This window comes from Peribacillus sp. B2I2, assembly GCF_041261685.1.
Taxonomy (GTDB): Bacteria; Bacillota; Bacilli; order Bacillales; family DSM-1321; genus Peribacillus.
Genome location: NZ_JBGCCB010000001.1, coordinates 232,619 through 252,237 on the forward strand (window position 1 = coordinate 232,619; position 19,619 = coordinate 252,237).

11 protein-coding genes, 3 rRNA genes and 1 riboswitch are annotated in these 19,619 nt (G+C 41.5%); of the genes, 11 read left to right on the top strand and 3 right to left on the bottom strand.

The features are described from left to right. The first annotated feature begins 243 nt into the window (after positions 1–243). The 4 genes from ABIE66_RS01275 (at position 244) to ABIE66_RS01290 (ending at position 6,223) form a co-directional block, all read left to right on the top strand. Positions 244–1,794: ribosomal RNA gene (locus tag ABIE66_RS01275) — 16S ribosomal RNA — on the top strand. Positions 1,795–1,969: 175 nt separating this feature from the next. Continuing rightward, positions 1,970–4,902 (top strand): 23S ribosomal RNA (locus ABIE66_RS01280). Positions 4,903–4,966: 64 nt separating this feature from the next. Continuing rightward, positions 4,967–5,082 (top strand): 5S ribosomal RNA (gene rrf, locus ABIE66_RS01285). Together the 16S, 23S and 5S rRNA genes form the textbook arrangement of a ribosomal RNA operon. Positions 5,083–5,383: 301 nt before the next feature. Continuing rightward, positions 5,384–6,223 (top strand): tyrosine-type recombinase/integrase, encoded by an 840-nt coding sequence (locus tag ABIE66_RS01290; RefSeq protein ID WP_289318738.1) that lies wholly within the window; start codon positions 5,384–5,386, stop codon positions 6,221–6,223. 307 nt (positions 6,224–6,530) lie between these two features. Here ABIE66_RS01290 and ABIE66_RS01295 read toward each other — a convergent pair whose 3' ends face one another. Further along, a complete protein-coding gene (locus ABIE66_RS01295) occupies positions 6,531–9,659 on the bottom strand; it encodes an efflux RND transporter permease subunit (RefSeq protein WP_370013635.1) in 3,129 nt (1,042 codons plus the stop codon). Positions 9,660–9,849: 190 nt separating this feature from the next. Here ABIE66_RS01295 and ABIE66_RS01300 point away from each other — a divergent pair, with 190 nt between their 5' ends. The 5 genes from ABIE66_RS01300 (at position 9,850) to ABIE66_RS01320 (ending at position 15,641) form a co-directional block, all read left to right on the top strand. Beyond that, positions 9,850–10,728, top strand: coding sequence for a TetR/AcrR family transcriptional regulator (locus ABIE66_RS01300; protein WP_370013636.1), 879 nt, complete (start codon positions 9,850–9,852; stop codon positions 10,726–10,728). A gap of 171 nt (positions 10,729–10,899) precedes the next feature. Continuing rightward, positions 10,900–11,793: a YegS/Rv2252/BmrU family lipid kinase gene (locus ABIE66_RS01305; RefSeq protein ID WP_370013637.1), complete on the top strand. Its 894-nt coding sequence runs from the start codon at positions 10,900–10,902 to the stop codon at positions 11,791–11,793. Positions 11,794–11,921: 128 nt separating this feature from the next. Further along, entirely contained in the window at positions 11,922–12,584 is a 663-nt protein-coding gene (locus ABIE66_RS01310) for a hypothetical protein (RefSeq protein ID WP_289318742.1), read from the top strand. A 15-nt stretch (positions 12,585–12,599) separates the two neighbouring features. After that, positions 12,600–13,862 (top strand): efflux RND transporter periplasmic adaptor subunit, encoded by a 1,263-nt coding sequence (locus ABIE66_RS01315; RefSeq protein WP_370013638.1) that lies wholly within the window; start codon positions 12,600–12,602, stop codon positions 13,860–13,862. A 197-nt stretch (positions 13,863–14,059) separates the two neighbouring features. Next, positions 14,060–14,210: riboswitch (cyclic di-AMP (ydaO/yuaA leader) on the top strand. Between the two features lie 171 nt (positions 14,211–14,381). After that, the gene (locus ABIE66_RS01320; protein ID WP_289323408.1) at positions 14,382–15,641 is read left to right on the top strand and encodes a cation:dicarboxylate symporter family transporter; all 1,260 of its coding nucleotides are present in this window, start codon (positions 14,382–14,384) and stop codon (positions 15,639–15,641) included. On the opposite strand, the gene ABIE66_RS01325 is transcribed toward ABIE66_RS01320, so the two are convergent. Further along, complete coding sequence (locus tag ABIE66_RS01325; protein ID WP_370013639.1) at positions 15,624–16,205, bottom strand: class I SAM-dependent methyltransferase; 582 nt, start codon at positions 16,203–16,205, stop codon at positions 15,624–15,626. The genes ABIE66_RS01320 and ABIE66_RS01325 overlap by 18 nt on opposite strands. After that, positions 16,111–16,443, bottom strand: coding sequence for a class I SAM-dependent methyltransferase (locus ABIE66_RS01330; protein ID WP_370013640.1), 333 nt, complete (start codon positions 16,441–16,443; stop codon positions 16,111–16,113). Before ABIE66_RS01330 ends, ABIE66_RS01325 begins: the two co-directional genes overlap by 95 nt. Positions 16,444–16,656: 213 nt before the next feature. Between ABIE66_RS01330 and ABIE66_RS01335 the strand changes: the two genes are divergently transcribed. Beyond that, a complete protein-coding gene (locus tag ABIE66_RS01335; protein ID WP_370013641.1) occupies positions 16,657–17,430 on the top strand; it encodes a hypothetical protein in 774 nt (257 codons plus the stop codon). Positions 17,431–18,407: 977 nt separating this feature from the next. Continuing rightward, positions 18,408–19,490 carry a D-alanine--D-alanine ligase gene (locus ABIE66_RS01340; RefSeq protein ID WP_289318747.1) on the top strand — a complete coding sequence of 361 codons (1,083 nt, stop codon included), beginning with the start codon at positions 18,408–18,410 and terminating at the stop codon, positions 19,488–19,490. Positions 19,491–19,619: the final 129 nt, after the last annotated feature.

Below are 19,619 nucleotides of genomic sequence, written 5' to 3' on the forward strand. Positions count from 1 at the left end.
TATTGACTTCTTACTATGAAAATGATAAGATGAAATGGTCGCTGAGAAACACAGCGATTTAAAATAAGTTTAAAACTTCGCAGAAGTTGACAACTAATCAATAAGATGTTATGATGAATAAACAAGCCGTTCGAAAGAACGATTGTGAAATTGCTCTTTGAAAACTGAACAAAACAAAGCGCCAACGTTAAATTTTAAGTGAGCACACACTATCAAAAAAGCAAAATGAGCAAGTCAAACATTTCTTCGGAGAGTTTGATCCTGGCTCAGGACGAACGCTGGCGGCGTGCCTAATACATGCAAGTCGAGCGAATCGATGGGAGCTTGCTCCCTGAGATTAGCGGCGGACGGGTGAGTAACACGTGGGCAACCTGCCTATAAGACTGGGATAACTTCGGGAAACCGGAGCTAATACCGGATACGTTCTTTTCTCGCATGAGAGAAGATGGAAAGACGGTTTCGGCTGTCACTTATAGATGGGCCCGCGGCGCATTAGCTAGTTGGTGAGGTAATGGCTCACCAAGGCGACGATGCGTAGCCGACCTGAGAGGGTGATCGGCCACACTGGGACTGAGACACGGCCCAGACTCCTACGGGAGGCAGCAGTAGGGAATCTTCCGCAATGGACGAAAGTCTGACGGAGCAACGCCGCGTGAACGAAGAAGGCCTTCGGGTCGTAAAGTTCTGTTGTTAGGGAAGAACAAGTACCAGAGTAACTGCTGGTACCTTGACGGTACCTAACCAGAAAGCCACGGCTAACTACGTGCCAGCAGCCGCGGTAATACGTAGGTGGCAAGCGTTGTCCGGAATTATTGGGCGTAAAGCGCGCGCAGGTGGTTCTTTAAGTCTGATGTGAAAGCCCACGGCTCAACCGTGGAGGGTCATTGGAAACTGGGGAACTTGAGTGCAGAAGAGGAAAGTGGAATTCCAAGTGTAGCGGTGAAATGCGTAGAGATTTGGAGGAACACCAGTGGCGAAGGCGACTTTCTGGTCTGTAACTGACACTGAGGCGCGAAAGCGTGGGGAGCAAACAGGATTAGATACCCTGGTAGTCCACGCCGTAAACGATGAGTGCTAAGTGTTAGAGGGTTTCCGCCCTTTAGTGCTGCAGCTAACGCATTAAGCACTCCGCCTGGGGAGTACGGCCGCAAGGCTGAAACTCAAAGGAATTGACGGGGGCCCGCACAAGCGGTGGAGCATGTGGTTTAATTCGAAGCAACGCGAAGAACCTTACCAGGTCTTGACATCCTCTGACAACCCTAGAGATAGGGCTTTCCCCTTCGGGGGACAGAGTGACAGGTGGTGCATGGTTGTCGTCAGCTCGTGTCGTGAGATGTTGGGTTAAGTCCCGCAACGAGCGCAACCCTTGATCTTAGTTGCCAGCATTCAGTTGGGCACTCTAAGGTGACTGCCGGTGACAAACCGGAGGAAGGTGGGGATGACGTCAAATCATCATGCCCCTTATGACCTGGGCTACACACGTGCTACAATGGATGGTACAAAGGGCTGCAAACCTGCGAAGGTAAGCGAATCCCATAAAGCCATTCTCAGTTCGGATTGTAGGCTGCAACTCGCCTACATGAAGCCGGAATCGCTAGTAATCGCGGATCAGCATGCCGCGGTGAATACGTTCCCGGGCCTTGTACACACCGCCCGTCACACCACGAGAGTTTGTAACACCCGAAGTCGGTGAGGTAACCTTTATGGAGCCAGCCGCCTAAGGTGGGACAGATGATTGGGGTGAAGTCGTAACAAGGTAGCCGTATCGGAAGGTGCGGCTGGATCACCTCCTTTCTAAGGATAATTACGAGAGCGCTTTTGTTTTGTTCAGTTTTGAATGAGTAATTCATTCAGATAGGGAAGAAAAACATCACGATGTGATGGATTCTTTCTGCTTTGTTCCTTGAAAACTAGATAATAGATAGAAGGCAATTAATTTTTTTCAAAGCATCTGTAAGATCTTTTTAACGGTTAAGTTAGAAAGGGCGCACGGTGGATGCCTTGGCACTAGGAGCCGATGAAGGACGGGACTAACACCGATATGCTTCGGGGAGCTGTAAGTAAGCTTTGATCCGGAGATTTCCGAATGGGGAAACCCACTGTTCGTAATGGAACAGTATCTTTACCTGAATACATAGGGTACTGAAGGCAGACCCGGGGAACTGAAACATCTAAGTACCCGGAGGAAGAGAAAGCAAATGCGATTTCCTGAGTAGCGGCGAGCGAAACGGAATTAGCCCAAACCAAGAGGCTTGCCTCTTGGGGTTGTAGGACACTCAACATGGAGTTACAAAGGAACGGGGTAAATGAAGTGACCTGGAAAGGTCCGTCAAAGAAGGTAAAAACCCTGTAGTTGAAACTTCGTTCCCTCCTGAGTGGATCCTGAGTACGGCGGGACACGAGAAATCCCGTCGGAAGCAGGGAGGACCATCTCCCAAGGCTAAATACTCCCTAGTGACCGATAGTGAACCAGTACCGTGAGGGAAAGGTGAAAAGCACCCCGGAAGGGGAGTGAAATAGATCCTGAAACCGTGTGCCTACAAGTAGTCAAAGCCCGTTAATGGGTAATGGCGTGCCTTTTGTAGAATGAACCGGCGAGTTACGATTTCATGCGAGGTTAAGTTGATAAGACGGAGCCGCAGCGAAAGCGAGTCTGAATAGGGCGAATGAGTATGAGGTCGTAGACCCGAAACCAGGTGATCTACCCATGTCCAGGGTGAAGTTCAGGTAACACTGAATGGAGGCCCGAACCCACGCACGTTGAAAAGTGCGGGGATGAGGTGTGGGTAGCGGAGAAATTCCAATCGAACCTGGAGATAGCTGGTTCTCTCCGAAATAGCTTTAGGGCTAGCCTCAAGATGAGAGTATTGGAGGTAGAGCACTGATTGGACTAGGGGCCCCCAACGGGTTACCGAATTCAGTCAAACTCCGAATGCCAAATACTTATTCTTGGGAGTCAGACTGCGAGTGATAAGATCCGTAGTCGAAAGGGAAACAGCCCAGACCACCAGCTAAGGTCCCAAAGTATACGTTAAGTGGAAAAGGATGTGGAGTTGCTTAGACAACCAGGATGTTGGCTCAGAAGCAGCCACCATTTAAAGAGTGCGTAATAGCTCACTGGTCGAGTGACTCCGCGCCGAAAATGTACCGGGGCTAAACGTATCACCGAAGCTGTGGATTGACACCATTAGGTGTCGATGGTAGGAGAGCGTTCTAAGGGCGTTGAAGTCAGACCGGAAGGACTGGTGGAGCGCTTAGAAGTGAGAATGCCGGTATGAGTAGCGAAAGAAGGGTGAGAATCCCTTCCACCGAATGCCTAAGGTTTCCTGAGGAAGGCTCGTCCGCTCAGGGTTAGTCGGGACCTAAGCCGAGGCCGAAAGGCGTAGGCGATGGACAACAGGTTGATATTCCTGTACCACCTATACATCGTTTGAACGATGGGGGGACGCAGAAGGATAGGGTAAGCGCGCTGTTGGATATGCGCGTCCAAGCAGTTAGGCCGGAAACGAGGCAAATCCCGTTTCCATTAAGGCGGAGCTGTGATGGCGAGGGAAATATAGTACCGAAGTTCCTGATTCCACGCTGCCAAGAAAAGCCTCTAGTGAGATGTAAGGTGCCCGTACCGCAAACCGACACAGGTAGGCGAGGAGAGAATCCTAAGGTGTGCGAGAGAACTCTCGTTAAGGAACTCGGCAAAATGACCCCGTAACTTCGGGAGAAGGGGTGCTTTTTAGGGTGAATAGCCCGGAAAAGCCGCAGTGAATAGGCCCAGGCGACTGTTTAGCAAAAACACAGGTCTCTGCGAAGCCGCAAGGCGAAGTATAGGGGCTGACACCTGCCCGGTGCTGGAAGGTTAAGGGGAGAGGTTAGCGCAAGCGAAGCTTTGAACCGAAGCCCCAGTAAACGGCGGCCGTAACTATAACGGTCCTAAGGTAGCGAAATTCCTTGTCGGGTAAGTTCCGACCCGCACGAAAGGTGTAACGATCTGGGCACTGTCTCAACGAGAGACTCGGTGAAATTATAGTACCTGTGAAGATGCAGGTTACCCGCGACAGGACGGAAAGACCCCGTGGAGCTTTACTGCAGCCTGATATTGAATTTTGGTACAGCTTGTACAGGATAGGTAGGAGCCTGAGAAGCCGGAGCGCTAGCTTCGGTGGAGGCGTTGGTGGGATACTACCCTGGCTGTATTGAAATTCTAACCCGCGCCCCTTATCGGGGTGGGAGACAGTGTCAGGTGGGCAGTTTGACTGGGGCGGTCGCCTCCTAAAGAGTAACGGAGGCGCCCAAAGGTTCCCTCAGAATGGTTGGAAATCATTCGTAGAGTGTAAAGGCACAAGGGAGCTTGACTGCGAGACCTACAAGTCGAGCAGGGACGAAAGTCGGGCTTAGTGATCCGGTGGTTCCGCATGGAAGGGCCATCGCTCAACGGATAAAAGCTACCCCGGGGATAACAGGCTTATCTCCCCCAAGAGTCCACATCGACGGGGAGGTTTGGCACCTCGATGTCGGCTCATCGCATCCTGGGGCTGTAGTCGGTCCCAAGGGTTGGGCTGTTCGCCCATTAAAGCGGTACGCGAGCTGGGTTCAGAACGTCGTGAGACAGTTCGGTCCCTATCCGTCGCGGGCGCAGGAAATTTGAGAGGAGCTGTCCTTAGTACGAGAGGACCGGGATGGACGCACCGCTGGTGTACCAGTTGTCTTGCCAAAGGCATAGCTGGGTAGCTACGTGCGGACGGGATAAGTGCTGAAAGCATCTAAGCATGAAGCCCCCCTCAAGATGAGATTTCCCATGGCGCAAGCTAGTAAGATCCCTGAAAGATGATCAGGTTGATAGGTCAGAGGTGGAAGCGTGGCGACATGTGGAGCTGACTGATACTAATAGATCGAGGACTTAACCAACGCTTTTTAAAAAATGAAATACCTTCTTATTATCTAGTTTTGAAGGAACAACGTTCCTTTATTGTTTGGTGACGATAGCGAAGAGGTCACACCCGTTCCCATTCCGAACACGGCAGTTAAGCTCTTCAGCGCCGATGGTAGTTGGGGGTTTCCCCCTGTGAGAGTAGGACGCCGCCAAGCCATTTCAAAGATCAGCCATCCGGCTGGTCTTTTTTACGGTTGTTATTCCTTCAGTATCATATTATTTAAACTGTTAATAGGTAGAGACTCGTAAAGAGCATAAAGAAAGTAATATAGTATATGGATAGTAAATATGGTAGAACATACTATAAATGCATCCCTGTTATTTATAAAAAATAATTCCTACTTTCTATTTGTATAATCCATATCTGTTTAAGACAAAGGGACAGAATTCTTCGTTTCTGTAGGGATATATGTTAAACTTAACGTAGTTCTGAAACTGTCATTGGGGGAATAGCCGATGGATACCTCTGCTAAAGATGAAATGATTTTTTCGTTTGCTGAATGGTTGAGAGACCAAGGTAAATCAGCTAATACGATCAAAACGTATACTGGTGTCCTTTCACAGTTTTGTGACCAGACACAAAAGATATTGATGGAGATTCATTCTGAAGATGTTCAGGATTATCTTGATTATTTAGAAAATTGCAAGAAAAGTCCAGGGACAATCGAAAAACACTATATCGCTCTAAATGTATTCTTTAAATTTTTAGGTAAACCACAAGTAATGCTTTCTGTGGAACGTAAGGTTAAAGAGCACAAGCTTGAGGTACCTGAAACTTTAAGCATGAAAGAGCAGCAAATCCTGTTAAGAGATATAGAAGCAGAAGGAAATCTAAGGAACATTGCCATCGTCTACCTTTTGTTACATACTGGAATCCGTGTATCTGAATTATGTGACTTAAATGGTCGGGACGTCATCATGGAAACAGAGCGAAATTATATTCTTGTCAGGAACGCAAAAGGTGAAATCGATAGATCCGTTCCCCTTACACTATCGTCTATACAACATGTGAAAAATTATCTTTATTCTTTAAAAGAAAAGGCAGATCCGTTATTCATCTCAAGTTATAATCAAAGGATCACTCCGAGGTCAGTTCAATATATATTAAAAAAATACAATGTGCATCCACATAAACTTCGCCATACCTTTTGCCAAAGGTTAGTGGATAATGGAATAGATATACAAACGATATCCAAGCTTGCCGGTCATAAAGATTTAAACGTAACGAAGCGTTATTTAAAAGAAAAATCGCTGGATCTGGAAAATGCAATCGACCAGACCTTCACCAAACACTAATCTATAGAAATTAAAAAGGAAGGCTAGTTCTTTCCTTTTTTTGTTTATATAAAAATAGGGTGTTAAAAACAAATGAATTTCCTTGGAAATAACGAATGGGACAGTTTTGCCTTATCAGGCGGGGGGTAGGGTTAAAGAAAGAATTGAAGCCCGTCTAAAGACTCCCAGAAGCATTATGAGCTTAAGGAAGTTGGATTTAATAAGATAATGAAAATGAGTGTGGAAAGAAAGGTTCAAGGTATTCTTGTTGGATTGAGAGCAGAAAGAGGGCATCCCCATAAAAGGATGCCCTCTTTCTGTTTCTTCTTTATTTACTTGTTTTTTTCTTCTTTTTACCTTTTTTCATGATAACTTCATATACAACAGGTACTATTACAAGTGTTAGCAATGTAGAGCTCACCAGTCCGCCGATAACGGTAATTCCAAGACCCTGTGATATTAATCCACTGCCTTCTGCACCGATGGCCAATGGTATTAAAGCACCGATTGTGGCTAGGGCAGTCATCAGGATTGGACGTAGGCGGGTGGTTCCTGCTTCGAGTAAAGCTTCCCGGGTAGATAAGCCTGATTCTTCATTTTTGATAACGCGGTCGACCAATACGATGGCATTGGTTACGACGATACCAATAAGCATCAGGACACCCATCATTGCGGAAACGCTGATGGTCTCACCTGCAACGAATAGGCCTGCCAATGCACCAATTACCGTGAATGGTAATGAGAAAAGAATGGCTATTGGGGCTAAACCACCATGGAAAGTAACGACTAGGACAAAGTAAACGATAGCAATGGCTGCTAACATAGCGATTCCAAGTTGAGTGAATGACTCTTGGATATCTTCCGTTACTCCGCCGTAGTCTACAGAGACGCTTGCAGGTAGGTCTAATTTCTCAACTTCCTTTTGTACTTCAGCTGTTACTGCTGCTACATCATCCGATTTGATTGTTGCAGACACGTCGGCATAAATTTTTCCATCGCGACGGCTAATTGTATCGGACGCTTTGCCCTCTTCGATTTTCACAAGCTCTTTCAATGGGATTTCCATTCCCATTGGAGAAGAAATTTTCGTATTTTCTAGGTCTTTTTTATCTTCGAATGTCGTTTTTTCCGTTTCGACATATACTTTGACTTCTTCTCCATCTTTCTTAATTGTAGTTAAAGCATCATCTTTATTCGTATTAGCAATGGACATACCAATTTGTGCAGCTGTCATTCCAAGATCACTTAGCTTTTCCTGATCTGCAACTAGAGTATATTGCTCATAAGCATCGGAAAGACTTGTATCAACATCTTTTAAATCTTTATTTTTCTTCATGATATTTTGAATATCATCGATTACCGGTTCAATGTCTTTTTGTGTATTTCCGTAAACAAATAGAGTGGTTTCGTTGCTTGCTGTTGACGTGAATTCTTGTTGTTTCCATGTTCCAGGTGAATCAAGGTCAGTTAAATCTTTTATGACCTTTTCTTTTTTGTCCCCGAAATTTTCGGTGTCTTCATCATAGAGTACATAGAAGAGAGCTGAGTTACTCGATCCACCCATCATGCCGCCCATCATGTTTTCCCCTAGTGTGTATTGAACGGTCTTCACATCATCTTTATCCATGAAATATTTTTCTACTTTTTCTGTTTGCTTTTCAATATCCTCTTTTAATTCGCCAGGTGCTGGGGTGTAAGTAACGATAATCGTTTTTTCTTCATCTGCAGGCATGAAGCTGACACCGATGCTTGGAATTAGGAATAAGCTCCCGACCAATAATACAATGGCAGTACCGAAAGTGATTAACTTATGGCTTAATGACCAATCCAGTGCTTTTCGGTAGAATGCAGATAGGTTACTTGGTTTTTCTTCATGTGATTTTAATTCCTTTTCAGATAGTCCCTTTTTAAATAATGAGTCTGCCATTGCCGGAACAAGTGTGATGGCGATTATTAATGAAGCGACTAATGCAAACACCATTGTTAAGGCGAATGGCATGAATAGTTCCCCGACAGGTCCTGTAACGCTTGCTAAAGGCAGGTATACCGCTACAGTAACGATTGTCGATGAAAGGATAGGGATGAACATTTCCTTAGTGGCTGATCGTATTAATTCGCCGCCTTTTAATTGTTCGCCTTTTAAAGCCATTCTCCTGTAAATATTTTCAATGACGACGATGGAGTCATCGACGACTCGGCCAATGGCAACGGTCATGGCCCCCAGTGTCATGACATTCAATGAAATATCCATTTGTTTGAGCACCAAAAGGGCTGCTAACAGGGATAGTGGAATCGAAATGACGGAAATGAGAGTCGTTTTAAAGTTCCTAAGGAACAGCATGATAACAATGACGGCAAACAGACAGCCGAAGAGTGCCTTGCTGATCATGGTTTCAACAGAATCTTTGATCGGTTTGGCTTGATCAAGCGTAGTATGTACACTTACGCCTTTAAATTCTTCTTTGAAATTCGAAACTTCTTTATTTACTTCGTCAACGATCGCAACTGTATCGGCATCAGGTGATCTTGTAACCTGGATTCCAATCGATTCGCTACCATTTGTTCTTGATATCGACTCAGCCTTACCGGTGATTTTAACATCGGCAATGTCTGATAATTTGACATTTTGCAGTTGGGCAGTAGCCGGTGCCATTTCAGGAGATAATTGATTGGTTTCAGGTACGGTTTGTGTTGGCGTTCCTGTTTTAGAGCCACCCGTTAAAGGTATCTTTATATTTTTCAAGTCTTTTAATGTGGAGATGTTTCCATCCACAACGATCGTTTTTTCTTTATCATCAAAGTTATATATACCAAGTGGCATGTTGACGTTTGCTGCCTGGATTACCTTCTTTACGGTGTCTTCATCGAGCCCGTATTGAGCCATCTTTTCTTGATCGAATATAAGACTGCCTTCATATACTTGTTGTCCGGAAATTGATACGGATGTTACGCCGTCAACTCCTTCAAGTTTAGGTACTAACACTTCTTCGACATTTTTAGTAAGGGCAGGTAAATCCGAATCCTTATCTGTTACACTAAGTGCAACAACAGGAAAAGCGTTTAATTCCAATTTGGATACGCTTGGGTCATCCACTCCTTCAGGCAATTCTAATTTCTCTAATGCTTCTTTCACTTCTTTTACAGCGTCATCCATATTAGTATCATAATCGTATTGTAATTGGATGGAAGACACATTAGCCATGGAAGACGAACTGACTAATTCGACTCCTGATAAATTCGTGACTTTCTGCTCTATCTGGTCTGTGAGTTTATCTGCCACTTCTTCAGGTGCAGCTCCGGGGTATACAGTGGAGATGCTTATTAAAGGAGTCGAGATGTTTGGAATGGTTTCTTGTTTCATGTTTAAACCGGAGTATAAACCCGCTCCAACGATGATGATCGTAAGTAACCAGATTGCCAATTTATTCTTTAAGGAAAATTTAATTATTGAATTCAAACTTGTACCCTCCATACTTAAAATTGTGACTAGTCGGTCATAAACTCAAATATATAGTATATGGATTATGATTGCAACAGATAATATTCGTGAGTTTTATCGTTGTGATTCCAAGGGTTTTGGGATACAATTTGGAAGAAGTGACTGAGCGGTCATAAGTGAACAATCTTTAAGAGATAGGATGAATTTGATGAATGAAAAACATAAGATGATCATAGATAAGTCTGTAGAGCTTTTCGCGGAGAAAGGCTATCATGCTACATCCGTTCAGGAAATTGCTGAAAAATGTGGGATAGCAAAGGGGTCTTTTTATAATTATTTTAAATCGAAGGAAGAATTATTAGTCTCCATTTTTAAATATTATTATGAAGCGTTGACGGACTCTTTACTTGACCTTGAGCTGGATGCTTCATTATCAAGTAAAGATAAGTTTTTAAGGCAAATCACTGTTCATATTGAGCATGTGACGGGAAATACCAACTTAATCAAAATGATGATGCAGGAACAAATGATTCATATCAGCAAAGAACTAGATAGATTTTTACATTATATCCATGAAGAGGGCATGATTTGGTTCAAGCGTAAAATCATTGAGTTATACCCAGGACTTTCGGCTGACCTTCTGCCGGATTGCACAATAATGTTAGATTCACTTTTCAAAGGATATATCGGAATATTAATCAGGAAAAAAAATGCTTTCGAAGTGGAATTGTTACCTAACTTCATTTTGAATCGGATGGATTCGATTATCGCAAGCCTGCAGATCATGGATGATCCATTATTGAAACAATTTCCTTTACACGAATGCTCACTGAGGGATTTGAGCCCAAAAGAGGAAATCCATTCAATCATAAGCAGGATGCTTGAAGTGGAAACACGTAAGGAAGAAGGAATGGAAACAAATAAATATACGGAAGCTCTAAAGGTGATCCAAGAAGAGTTTTCGAAAGTGAGGCCAAGTCCCATTATCTTGGAAAGTCTTTTGTTATTTTTGGAAAAAAATGAAAAAAGAAGTCACTTATGTTCAAAGCTTATCTTGACGATGAAGGAATATTTGACGAATATATGAAGGCTTTACTGAAAAGGGGCGTATAGCCTCTTTTTACTTTTGATATGACTTAGATTTCAAGCCATATGAATTTTTCCATTTGATAATGATTGAGTTTCAAAAGCGGGGGTTAGGGAAAAGTATAAGTAGCAGGAAGAAGATAATTCTTTCATTAATATGGGGGGCTAGATCATGAGATGGAAAAAGGGAATGCTGATTTATAACAAAAATGCTGGAAATGGTAAACTCGAAAGGAATCTTGAGGCATGTCTTCCAGTTATAGCTCCTCATATTGATGAGTTCCTCATTCTACAAACGAAGGAAAAAGGCGATGCATCTCGTTTTTGCTCGGAATATGGTGAAGACATGGATGTAGTTTTCGTATTAGGAGGGGATGGAACTGTACATGAGTGTGTAAACGGCCTTTCACCGCTGGAGAAGCGGCCATTACTTGGGATTTTACCTGGAGGGACTTGCAATGACTTCTCCAGAACATTGAATATTCCTCAAAATGTTCGTCAAGCTGCAGAAGCAATAGTAAATGGCAAGGTTCGTTCAATTGATATCGGGCAGGCCAATAACGATTATTTTTCTAATTTTTGGGGAGTTGGACTTATTTCTGAAGCTTCAAGCAATATTGATGAGCAGGAAAAAAACAGATTCGGAAAGATAGGGTATTTATTAAGTGCGGTAAGGACGATTGGTGATAGTGCCCCCTTTCCCTATAAACTTGAATATGATGGGAATTTAATTGAAGGGAAAGCAATCATGATTTTGGTCTTGAATGGATGTTTTATCGGTACTAATTTATTGCCGTTTCCCATGGTTAGTCCAGACGATGGGCTCTTTGGCGTTGCCATCTTGGAGAACGCAAACCTTGGTGCATTTTTGGAAATAATAGCGATGAAACGTTCATGGACAGAAAATCTGAGCTCGGAAGCTGGAGTGACATATGTGCAGGCCAGTACCCTGACTATTGAATCCAAGAGGCCACTTGATGTGGATATGGATGGAGAGAACTATAGCCAAACACCTACTCGAATTAAAGTCCTTGACCATCATTTATCAGTATTAATTCCCAATTAGAGGGAGATTAATTATAGAGGGTAAGGATTATGTGTTTTTTTTGTTTCAATCATTCCTTATTTCTGCATTTGTTTCCAAAATAAGATAAAATATAGGGTGATATATCATTTTTTGCAGGAGGAACACATATGGTGTACCAGGTCAGATTGTTAAAGGGCATTTTAGAGCCTAATCGGAGTCGTTATCAGCTGCAAAATGCAGAGGCAGTCACACGACTTGGTTGGAAATTACTATTTTTATATCTTCTTAGTCTTTTAGTATTTGCTATTGAGGGGTATTTTGGCATTGGATCTGAATCATTTTCAAAAGAAATCACGAAGATGGGTGTTAATGAATTTGAAGCAGGAAAGTTGCTGATATTGAGCGGCAATATAATAGCAGGCATAATCCACCCTTCCATATACATATTTTTATCAGCTCTATTCTTTTGGATCGTTACGGATATCCCGTACATAAAAATAGTCATCGTTCAAATGATCATTTTTGGTTTGCAATTGGTGGAAAAAATATTATTGATTCCTCTATTCGTATTAATGGATATAGGCAACGATGCCAATCCTTTTTCTTTAGGAATCATCAGTCAGTATTTTCTCAGAAGTGATTACTTTATTCACTTTTTCAGCGAAATCACCATTTTTCAATTTCTTATTATTGCCCTGCAATATTTTTATTTAAAGGAATTTTCAGAACGAAATAATTATTTGATCTTTTTAATGATTGTTCTATTCTATCTGGCCACTTGGTTTGTTAAAGCCTTTTTAGCATATATCCAAGTGGGCGTATTTGTATAAGGCGGGGTGAAAAGAATGAGCGGGAAATGGAAAATAGCAGCGGTCTCTATTGCGTCGACTGTTTTGATAACCGTTAACTTATACCTTATTGAAAAAAAGGAAAGCAAAGTGGAACGAACTGTTTTCGTGGAAAACTGGACAATGGTAAAAAAAGATACAATTACGGATACCATTCAAACGAATGGTGTAATTAAACCTTTGGAAGAGTATGATATCTATTTCGATACCAAGAAGAATGATTTTAAGAAATTCCTTGTAAAAGAAGGTGATGTGGTAACGGCTGGCTCCTCGTTGTTTGAGTATACGGCAACCGAACTTGATGCGCTTAAAGCGAATGTAGAATCGGAGAAAGCTGCCGCTGAGGGAGAAATTGTAGGGATTGACCAATACTTAGGGAAGTTGAGGTCTTATCAAGGGACATTGACCCGTGATCCCGATAAGGCGGTCATTGATGATTCAGTGGAAAGAAACTTGAATATCGATATAACAACAAGCTCTTCAGACCTTATTAAAAGTAATATTGAGCAAGAATTGTACAAGCAGGAACTCGAAAAAAACAGTTTGAATGAAAAAGTTAAAATGCTTGATGCTAAATTAAGGTCTATTGAGGAGCAGTCCAGCGCGATTGTGACGACGAGTGAGGCTGATGGTGTAGTTAAGAATATCAATGAAAACCTGAATAATCCCATTATATCCATTGTTTCGACAAATATGGCAATTGAAGGTGATTTCTCCGAAGAGGAGATGAAAAAGGCTGAAGTGGGCATGACTATAAAAGCAAGTTCTTCTGACTCAAAAAAGACTTTGAAAGGAAAGATTGGCCGTATCCATTCCTATCCGGCAGAAGAGCCGTCCATAAAAAAAGATAACAGATTTCCATTTCAGGCTTTAATCGAACCTGAAGGTGAAGAAACCGAACCTTTGTTGGTGGGATCCAAAGTCAATCTTACTGTAATAACCAATGAGAAAGCGGGTGTACCCTCCATTCCTATAGAGGCAGTCCATTACAAAAAACAGCCGCATGTCTACAAGTTGACTAAAAAAGGCTTTGTGGATAAACACTACATCACAAAAGGACTTAAAGCTGAAGGAAAGCAAGAACTCATAAAGGGACCGTCCGTAGGTGACGTCATCCTATTAGAACCGAATAGGGTAGTGAAGAACCATTCTTATTTTATTACTCCAATTCAATTTGAAAAAGTGAAAACTAAAACTTATAAGAAATTCACCTCTAGGGAAAAAGTAAGATATCTGTTACTTGGCATTTTGGAAAAATAACTGCTTCTTTAATAAGAAGAGAGGTGCAATTTGGTATTATTTATATATCCATATAACTTATATGTATAAAATCGGGCAATGGAATTATAGGTACAATAGTCATTAAGGCAGAATATTCAGACATGTTTTAAGGTTTTTTCAAGAATGAATGCGAATAAATATTTACAGATTAACATTTTTAGTATAATATTTTATTATAAGTTAACTCGCTTAATCTTATTCCAAGAACGGGGGACCCATTATTGTGGATTTTATTATCCGCTAGGGGTGAATTCAGAAATGAAAGGGCATTTGTGTTTCCAATTCCTAACCCGACAGCTAACCTCGTCAGCGTCTTTAAGGGAACATGTGTGAATATTCACGCCAATAAGAAATCGACACATGAAGTGTCTTTTTTTTCGGCGTAAAGACAGAGTTTTTCAAAAAAAGAAAAATTACTTTCTTTTATTAGTATCTTGTTTCCCTTACCGAGACAAAATGTTTTTGCATCAAAGACTTTATGGAAGGTGAGGAAAGTATATGAAGAAATTTAAATTAAGTTTAGCTAGCCAAATTTTCATTGGTTTAATTCTAGGAATTATCGTGGGTGCCATTTTTTATGGTAATGAGACAGCTCAAAACTTTTTACAGCCATTCGGTGACATTTTCCTACGAATGATTAAAATGATTGTTGTGCCAATCATTGTATCAAGCCTTATCGTTGCTGTTGCGGGTGTAGGTGATTTGAAAGCAGTAGGTAAACTAGGTGCTAAATCACTATCATACTTTGTTGTGGTAACTATGATTGCGATTGCTGTTGGTTTAATTTCCGCGAATATCATTCAGCCTGGTGCTGGTGTAAATATGAATAATCTGGAACAAACTGATATCTCCACTTATGTTGATACAGCAGAAACTAAGCAGCATGAGTCGTTTGTAGATACACTTGTTCACATTGTGCCATCCAATCCAGTTAAAGCTATGGTAGAAGGCGATATGCTAGCGATCATTTTCTTCTCCGTATTGTTTGGGCTTAGTATTGCGGCTATCGGTGAAAAAGGTAAACCAGTATTCCGTTTCTTCCAAGGAACAGCTGAAGGAATGTTTTACCTAACAAATATGGTCATGAAATTCGCTCCAATCGGGGTATTTGCACTAATCGGTGTGACCATCTCCAAGTTCGGTCTGGAATCTTTAATTCCGTTAGGTAAGTTAGCGCTTTCTGTATACGGAACAATGATTTTCTTTGTAATTGTCATTCTGGGTCTTATTGCGAAATTTGTAGGATTCAATATCTTTACGTTGATTAAACTTCTAAAAGAAGAATTGATTCTTGCGTTCTCTACAGCAAGTTCAGAAGCTGTTCTTCCGAAAATCATGGAAAAAATGGAGAAAGCGGGATGTCCGAAACATATTGCTACATTTGTTATTCCGACTGGATACTCTTTTAACCTTGATGGTTCTACATTATACCAAGCGTTAGCAGCTATCTTCATCGCTCAAATGTACGGAATTGATTTAAGCGCGTATGAGCAAATTACGCTAATGCTAGTGTTAATGATCACGTCTAAGGGGATTGCTGGTGTACCAGGTGTATCTTTCGTAGTTCTTTTAGCGACATTAGGAACAGTTGGTATTCCTATTGAAGGTCTAGCATTTATTGCTGGTATCGACCGTATTCTTGATATGGGACGTACAGTAGTAAACGTTATTGGTAATTCACTTGCAGCAATCGTCATCTCTAAATGGGAAGGTCAATTCAACCCTCCTTCCGATAAAGAACTAGAACAAGTTTCTTAATGCAAAAAATCCAGAGTGATATGCCACTCTGGATTTTTTTTTGAATTTTAAAAAATGTACCTTATTTTTGAACATCCAGAAGCGGCAATCAGAAGGGAAAACGTTTACATCATCGCTTTCATGGAATAATTCACTTCTGTAAAAGGTCTCGATGACTGTAAACCCTGCTTCTTCAAGGCCATCAAGTACTTCAAGTTGTGTTGGGATATGGAGGTAAGTATCTTTTTGAGGTGTCTTTCCGAATGTGAAAATATCCCCAAACTCATAAAGCCTCTCATCTTGTTTACCTTCACACCAAATAATTTCCTCTTGTTCCCAGAAATTCATATAATATTCGTTTTTATCACGGTCGTGTGTTGTGAAAATGAAAATGCCTTCTGGTTTTAAAATACGATTGATTTCTTTTAAAGCTAATGTACGGTTTTTTCGCTGGGGAATTTTCATTAAACCATTAAAAGCGAAGATTGCTTTATCGAATGATGAATTGTTGAAAGGGAGTTTCGTTGCATCGCCAAGGATAAAGGGTATATCGGTTATATTCGTACGATATTTTTTCGGTTTCATGAAGCATGGCAGGTGTTATATCGAATCCCGTTATACTTTGAAATCCTTTTTTATACAGTGCAAATGTGGATCTTCCAGTTCCACAGCCAATATCAAGGATTGTATCATCCTGATATAAATATTTTTCGAATGCATATTTTTCTGATTGCCAAAGATCAAAATTTTTTGTTGCATCAGCATAAAGTGAAGCGGCCTCATGTAAAGAATTATTGATAAAACCTTTTTCAATTTTATCCATCGTCAATTCCTCCAAATTTTAATTTTTTCTATAATATAGATATTTGATATTGTCGAACTCGTTCCTTGACCTTATAGGTGAATATAGAGACGGGTTTCACATTATATAGACGATGCTGATGATGATTAATATTCTGGGTTATATAACTTACGTGAAAACCCAAAAGTTTGATAAAATAACATTATTGATTGAGAGCTCGGAGGGGATCAGGTTATGAAGAGTGATAACAATGATATCTTATATATGCATATGCAGGCTTCTGAACGGTTTGTCCTTTTTAATGGACTCAATTTCCGCGAATTTGTTTATTCGCTGCCATATACCATGGATTCCATTTTATTATTGAAACATCAATTCGATGGTGGGGAATACAATTTGAATGTCCTGCTTGAGAGCGCTTCATCTGAGGATATTGCGAAGCTCGTTAAAGAAAATGTCCGGGCATATGGAGATTTCTGTTGGATTGATTTTGAAGAAGCTGAAGGGCTGGATGAATTGGATGGCAGGGAAATAGCGGAACTCTTATATTTAGGGCATGCAAAAACCCATCTGGAACCTCCATTTTACCGTAAATTGAATAATCAATTTGTGTACCTTGCCCAGGATGACGGCTGGTTCAATAAAATTTATTTTCGTTCTCTTTCGACATATTATATGATGTTAGGAAGCCTGATTCCGTTAAAGCTGGAGCCATTAAAAGTGGAGAGGTCGTGGCTTGGAATCAGAAAGAAAAGAGAACTGACGGCCATCCCTCCAGAAATGATTTCTTCTTTGGCTCATATTCTGGCAGAGGGGCTCATTTTTTCCTTTCGGCATGTTAAGTACTCAAGAACGAAGATTGAGATACCGGCATGGGTCGTAGGGGATTATTTAAATATGGATGAGATGCATGATGACTTTTCGGATAGAAATATTAAGGAGCCGGATGTCTTTATTACGTTCAATCGAAAAGAAAAAGTATGGGAAAGCATTATAAAAAATAAATAATTATCCTGATTATCCTAACTTCCAGATTGGTGGATTGGATTATTAAACTCCTGGAATATTTTAGGTTTAAGACTTACTATTTCATGCATAAAAGATTAGAGAGGACGACGCACTGAAGTGGGTTGGCCTATAATCATTGGAAAAGAGACAATTATGGAAGTTTCGCTTTACCCCGCATTAACAGGCTGTAAGGGAAGCGAATGGGCAAATGTAATGAAAAAGAAAAGTGGTGGGCCAACAGCCTGTAAATGCCCGATTGCGATGCACAGGATGTGCTAGCACAGGTGTTGCCACAGGACGTGGCGAATTTAACCTGTGTTCCACTTGTTTGTAGTAATCATTGGAAAAGCATCAATGATGGAAGTTTCGCTTTACCCCGCATTAACAGGCTGTAAGGGAAGCGAATGGGCAAATGTAATGAAAAAGAAATGTGGTGGCCAACAGCCTGTAAATGCCCGATTGCGACGCACAGGATGTGCTAGCACAGGTGTTGCCACAGGACGTGGCGAATTTAACCTGTGTTCCACTTGTTTGTAGTAATCATTGGAAAAGCATCAATGATGGAAGTTTCGCTTTACCCCGCATTAACAGGCTGTAAGGGAACGGATGGCAAATGTAATGAAAAAGAAATGTGGTGGGCCAACAGCCTGTAAATGCCCGATTGCGATGCACAGGATGTGCTAGCACAGGTGTTGCCACAGGACGTGGCGAATTTAACCTGTGTTCCACTTGTTTGTAGTAATCATTGGAAAAGCATCAATGATGGAAGTTTCGCTTTACCCCGCATTAACAGGCTGTAAGGGAACGGATGGCAAATGTAATGAAAAAGAAATGTGGTGGGCCAACAGCCTGTAAATGCCCGATTGGCTCAACTAACCATCATTGGAAAAGCATCAATGATGGAAGTTTCGCTTTATCCGTTTTAGTGTAAAATGATACAATGAACATGGTTAAAAGAATATTGGAGGGTAATACTCATGAAAACTAAACTTGGTTTGCTTTATGGTGGAAAATCTGCGGAGCATGAAGTTTCTATGCAGACGGCTTTAGCAGTCATTAAAGCTCTCGATTTAGCAAAGTTTGATATATATCCGATTTACATAACAAAAGAGGGTTCATGGATTAATGGACCGAAGTTGACAGGACCTGCTGAGAGTGTGGAGGCTTTGACTTTTTCACCGGAAAAATCGAGCTCGCCTCTTGCCTTACAAGCGCATTCAACTGATGAAAATAGTGAATCAACAGGGTATGACGTAATTTTCCCATTGCTTCACGGACCAAATGGAGAAGATGGAACCGTGCAAGGGATGCTGGAACTATTGAATCTTCCTTATGTGGGTAATGGCGTTTTAGCCTCATCAGCTGGAATGGATAAGGTTATCATGAAAAATATTTTTGCCCAGGCGGGACTACCACAAGTTAAATATACTTGGTTCATTCGTTCTGAATGGGAGAAAAATACTGAAAGCGCCATTAAAAAGGTAGCGGATGAATTGGGGTACCCATGCTTTGTCAAACCCGCTAACTTAGGCTCGAGTGTCGGTATCAGCAAATGTAATGATGCTGATGAATTGGAAAAAGCGGTAGTGGAAGCTTTTCAATTCGATAGGAAGATCATCATTGAAGAAGGGGTAATAGCTCGTGAACTCGAGTTTGGCATCCTTGGTAATGATGACCCGTCTTGTTCAGTGGCAGGGGAAATCATCCCTAAGAAAGATTTTGCCTTCTATGATTATTCAGCAAAATACGTTGACGGTAATTCCGCAATGGTCATCCCAGCGGAGATAAAGGAAAGCGAGTATGCAGCTTTATCCGAAATGGCCATTACGGCCTTTAAGTCATTGGATTGCTCTGGATTGGTTCGAGCTGATTTCTTCTTGACGGAAGAGGGCCAAATCTATATTAATGAAGTGAATACAATGCCTGGGTTCACTCCATTCAGCATGTTTCCGTTATTGTGGAAACACACAGGTGTCGACTATCCAACATTAATTGAAAAACTCGTGAAACTTGCCTTGGAACGTCATCAAGAAAAACAACAAATTAAATATACAGTTTGACCATGCAGGTAATGTATCAGTAAACTTCACAATCCTTCAAAAATTGATTTGATGGATCCAATCAGCAGGAGCCGGTGCGATTAACACTGGTTTCTGCTTCGTTTGGTTAATGGAAGAAGAGAGCGGTTA

Bases quoted from the DNA above. Each gene is read 5' to 3' on its own strand.
- ABIE66_RS01290 (WP_289318738.1), top strand. From the start codon at position 5,384: ATGGATACCTCTGCTAAAGATGAAATGATTTTTTCGTTTGCTGAATGG.
- ABIE66_RS01320 (WP_289323408.1), top strand. From the start codon at position 14,382: ATGAAGAAATTTAAATTAAGTTTAGCTAGCCAAATTTTCATTGGTTTA.
- ABIE66_RS01305 (WP_370013637.1), top strand. From the start codon at position 10,900: ATGAGATGGAAAAAGGGAATGCTGATTTATAACAAAAATGCTGGAAAT.
- ABIE66_RS01300 (WP_370013636.1), top strand. From the start codon at position 9,850: ATGAATGAAAAACATAAGATGATCATAGATAAGTCTGTAGAGCTTTTC.
- ABIE66_RS01310 (WP_289318742.1), top strand. From the start codon at position 11,922: ATGGTGTACCAGGTCAGATTGTTAAAGGGCATTTTAGAGCCTAATCGG.
- ABIE66_RS01340 (WP_289318747.1), top strand. From the start codon at position 18,408: ATGAAAACTAAACTTGGTTTGCTTTATGGTGGAAAATCTGCGGAGCAT.
- ABIE66_RS01335 (WP_370013641.1), top strand. From the start codon at position 16,657: ATGAAGAGTGATAACAATGATATCTTATATATGCATATGCAGGCTTCT.
- ABIE66_RS01315 (WP_370013638.1), top strand. From the start codon at position 12,600: ATGAGCGGGAAATGGAAAATAGCAGCGGTCTCTATTGCGTCGACTGTT.
- ABIE66_RS01325 (WP_370013639.1), bottom strand. From the start codon at position 16,205: ATGAAACCGAAAAAATATCGTACGAATATAACCGATATACCCTTTATC.
- ABIE66_RS01330 (WP_370013640.1), bottom strand. From the start codon at position 16,443: ATGGATAAAATTGAAAAAGGTTTTATCAATAATTCTTTACATGAGGCC.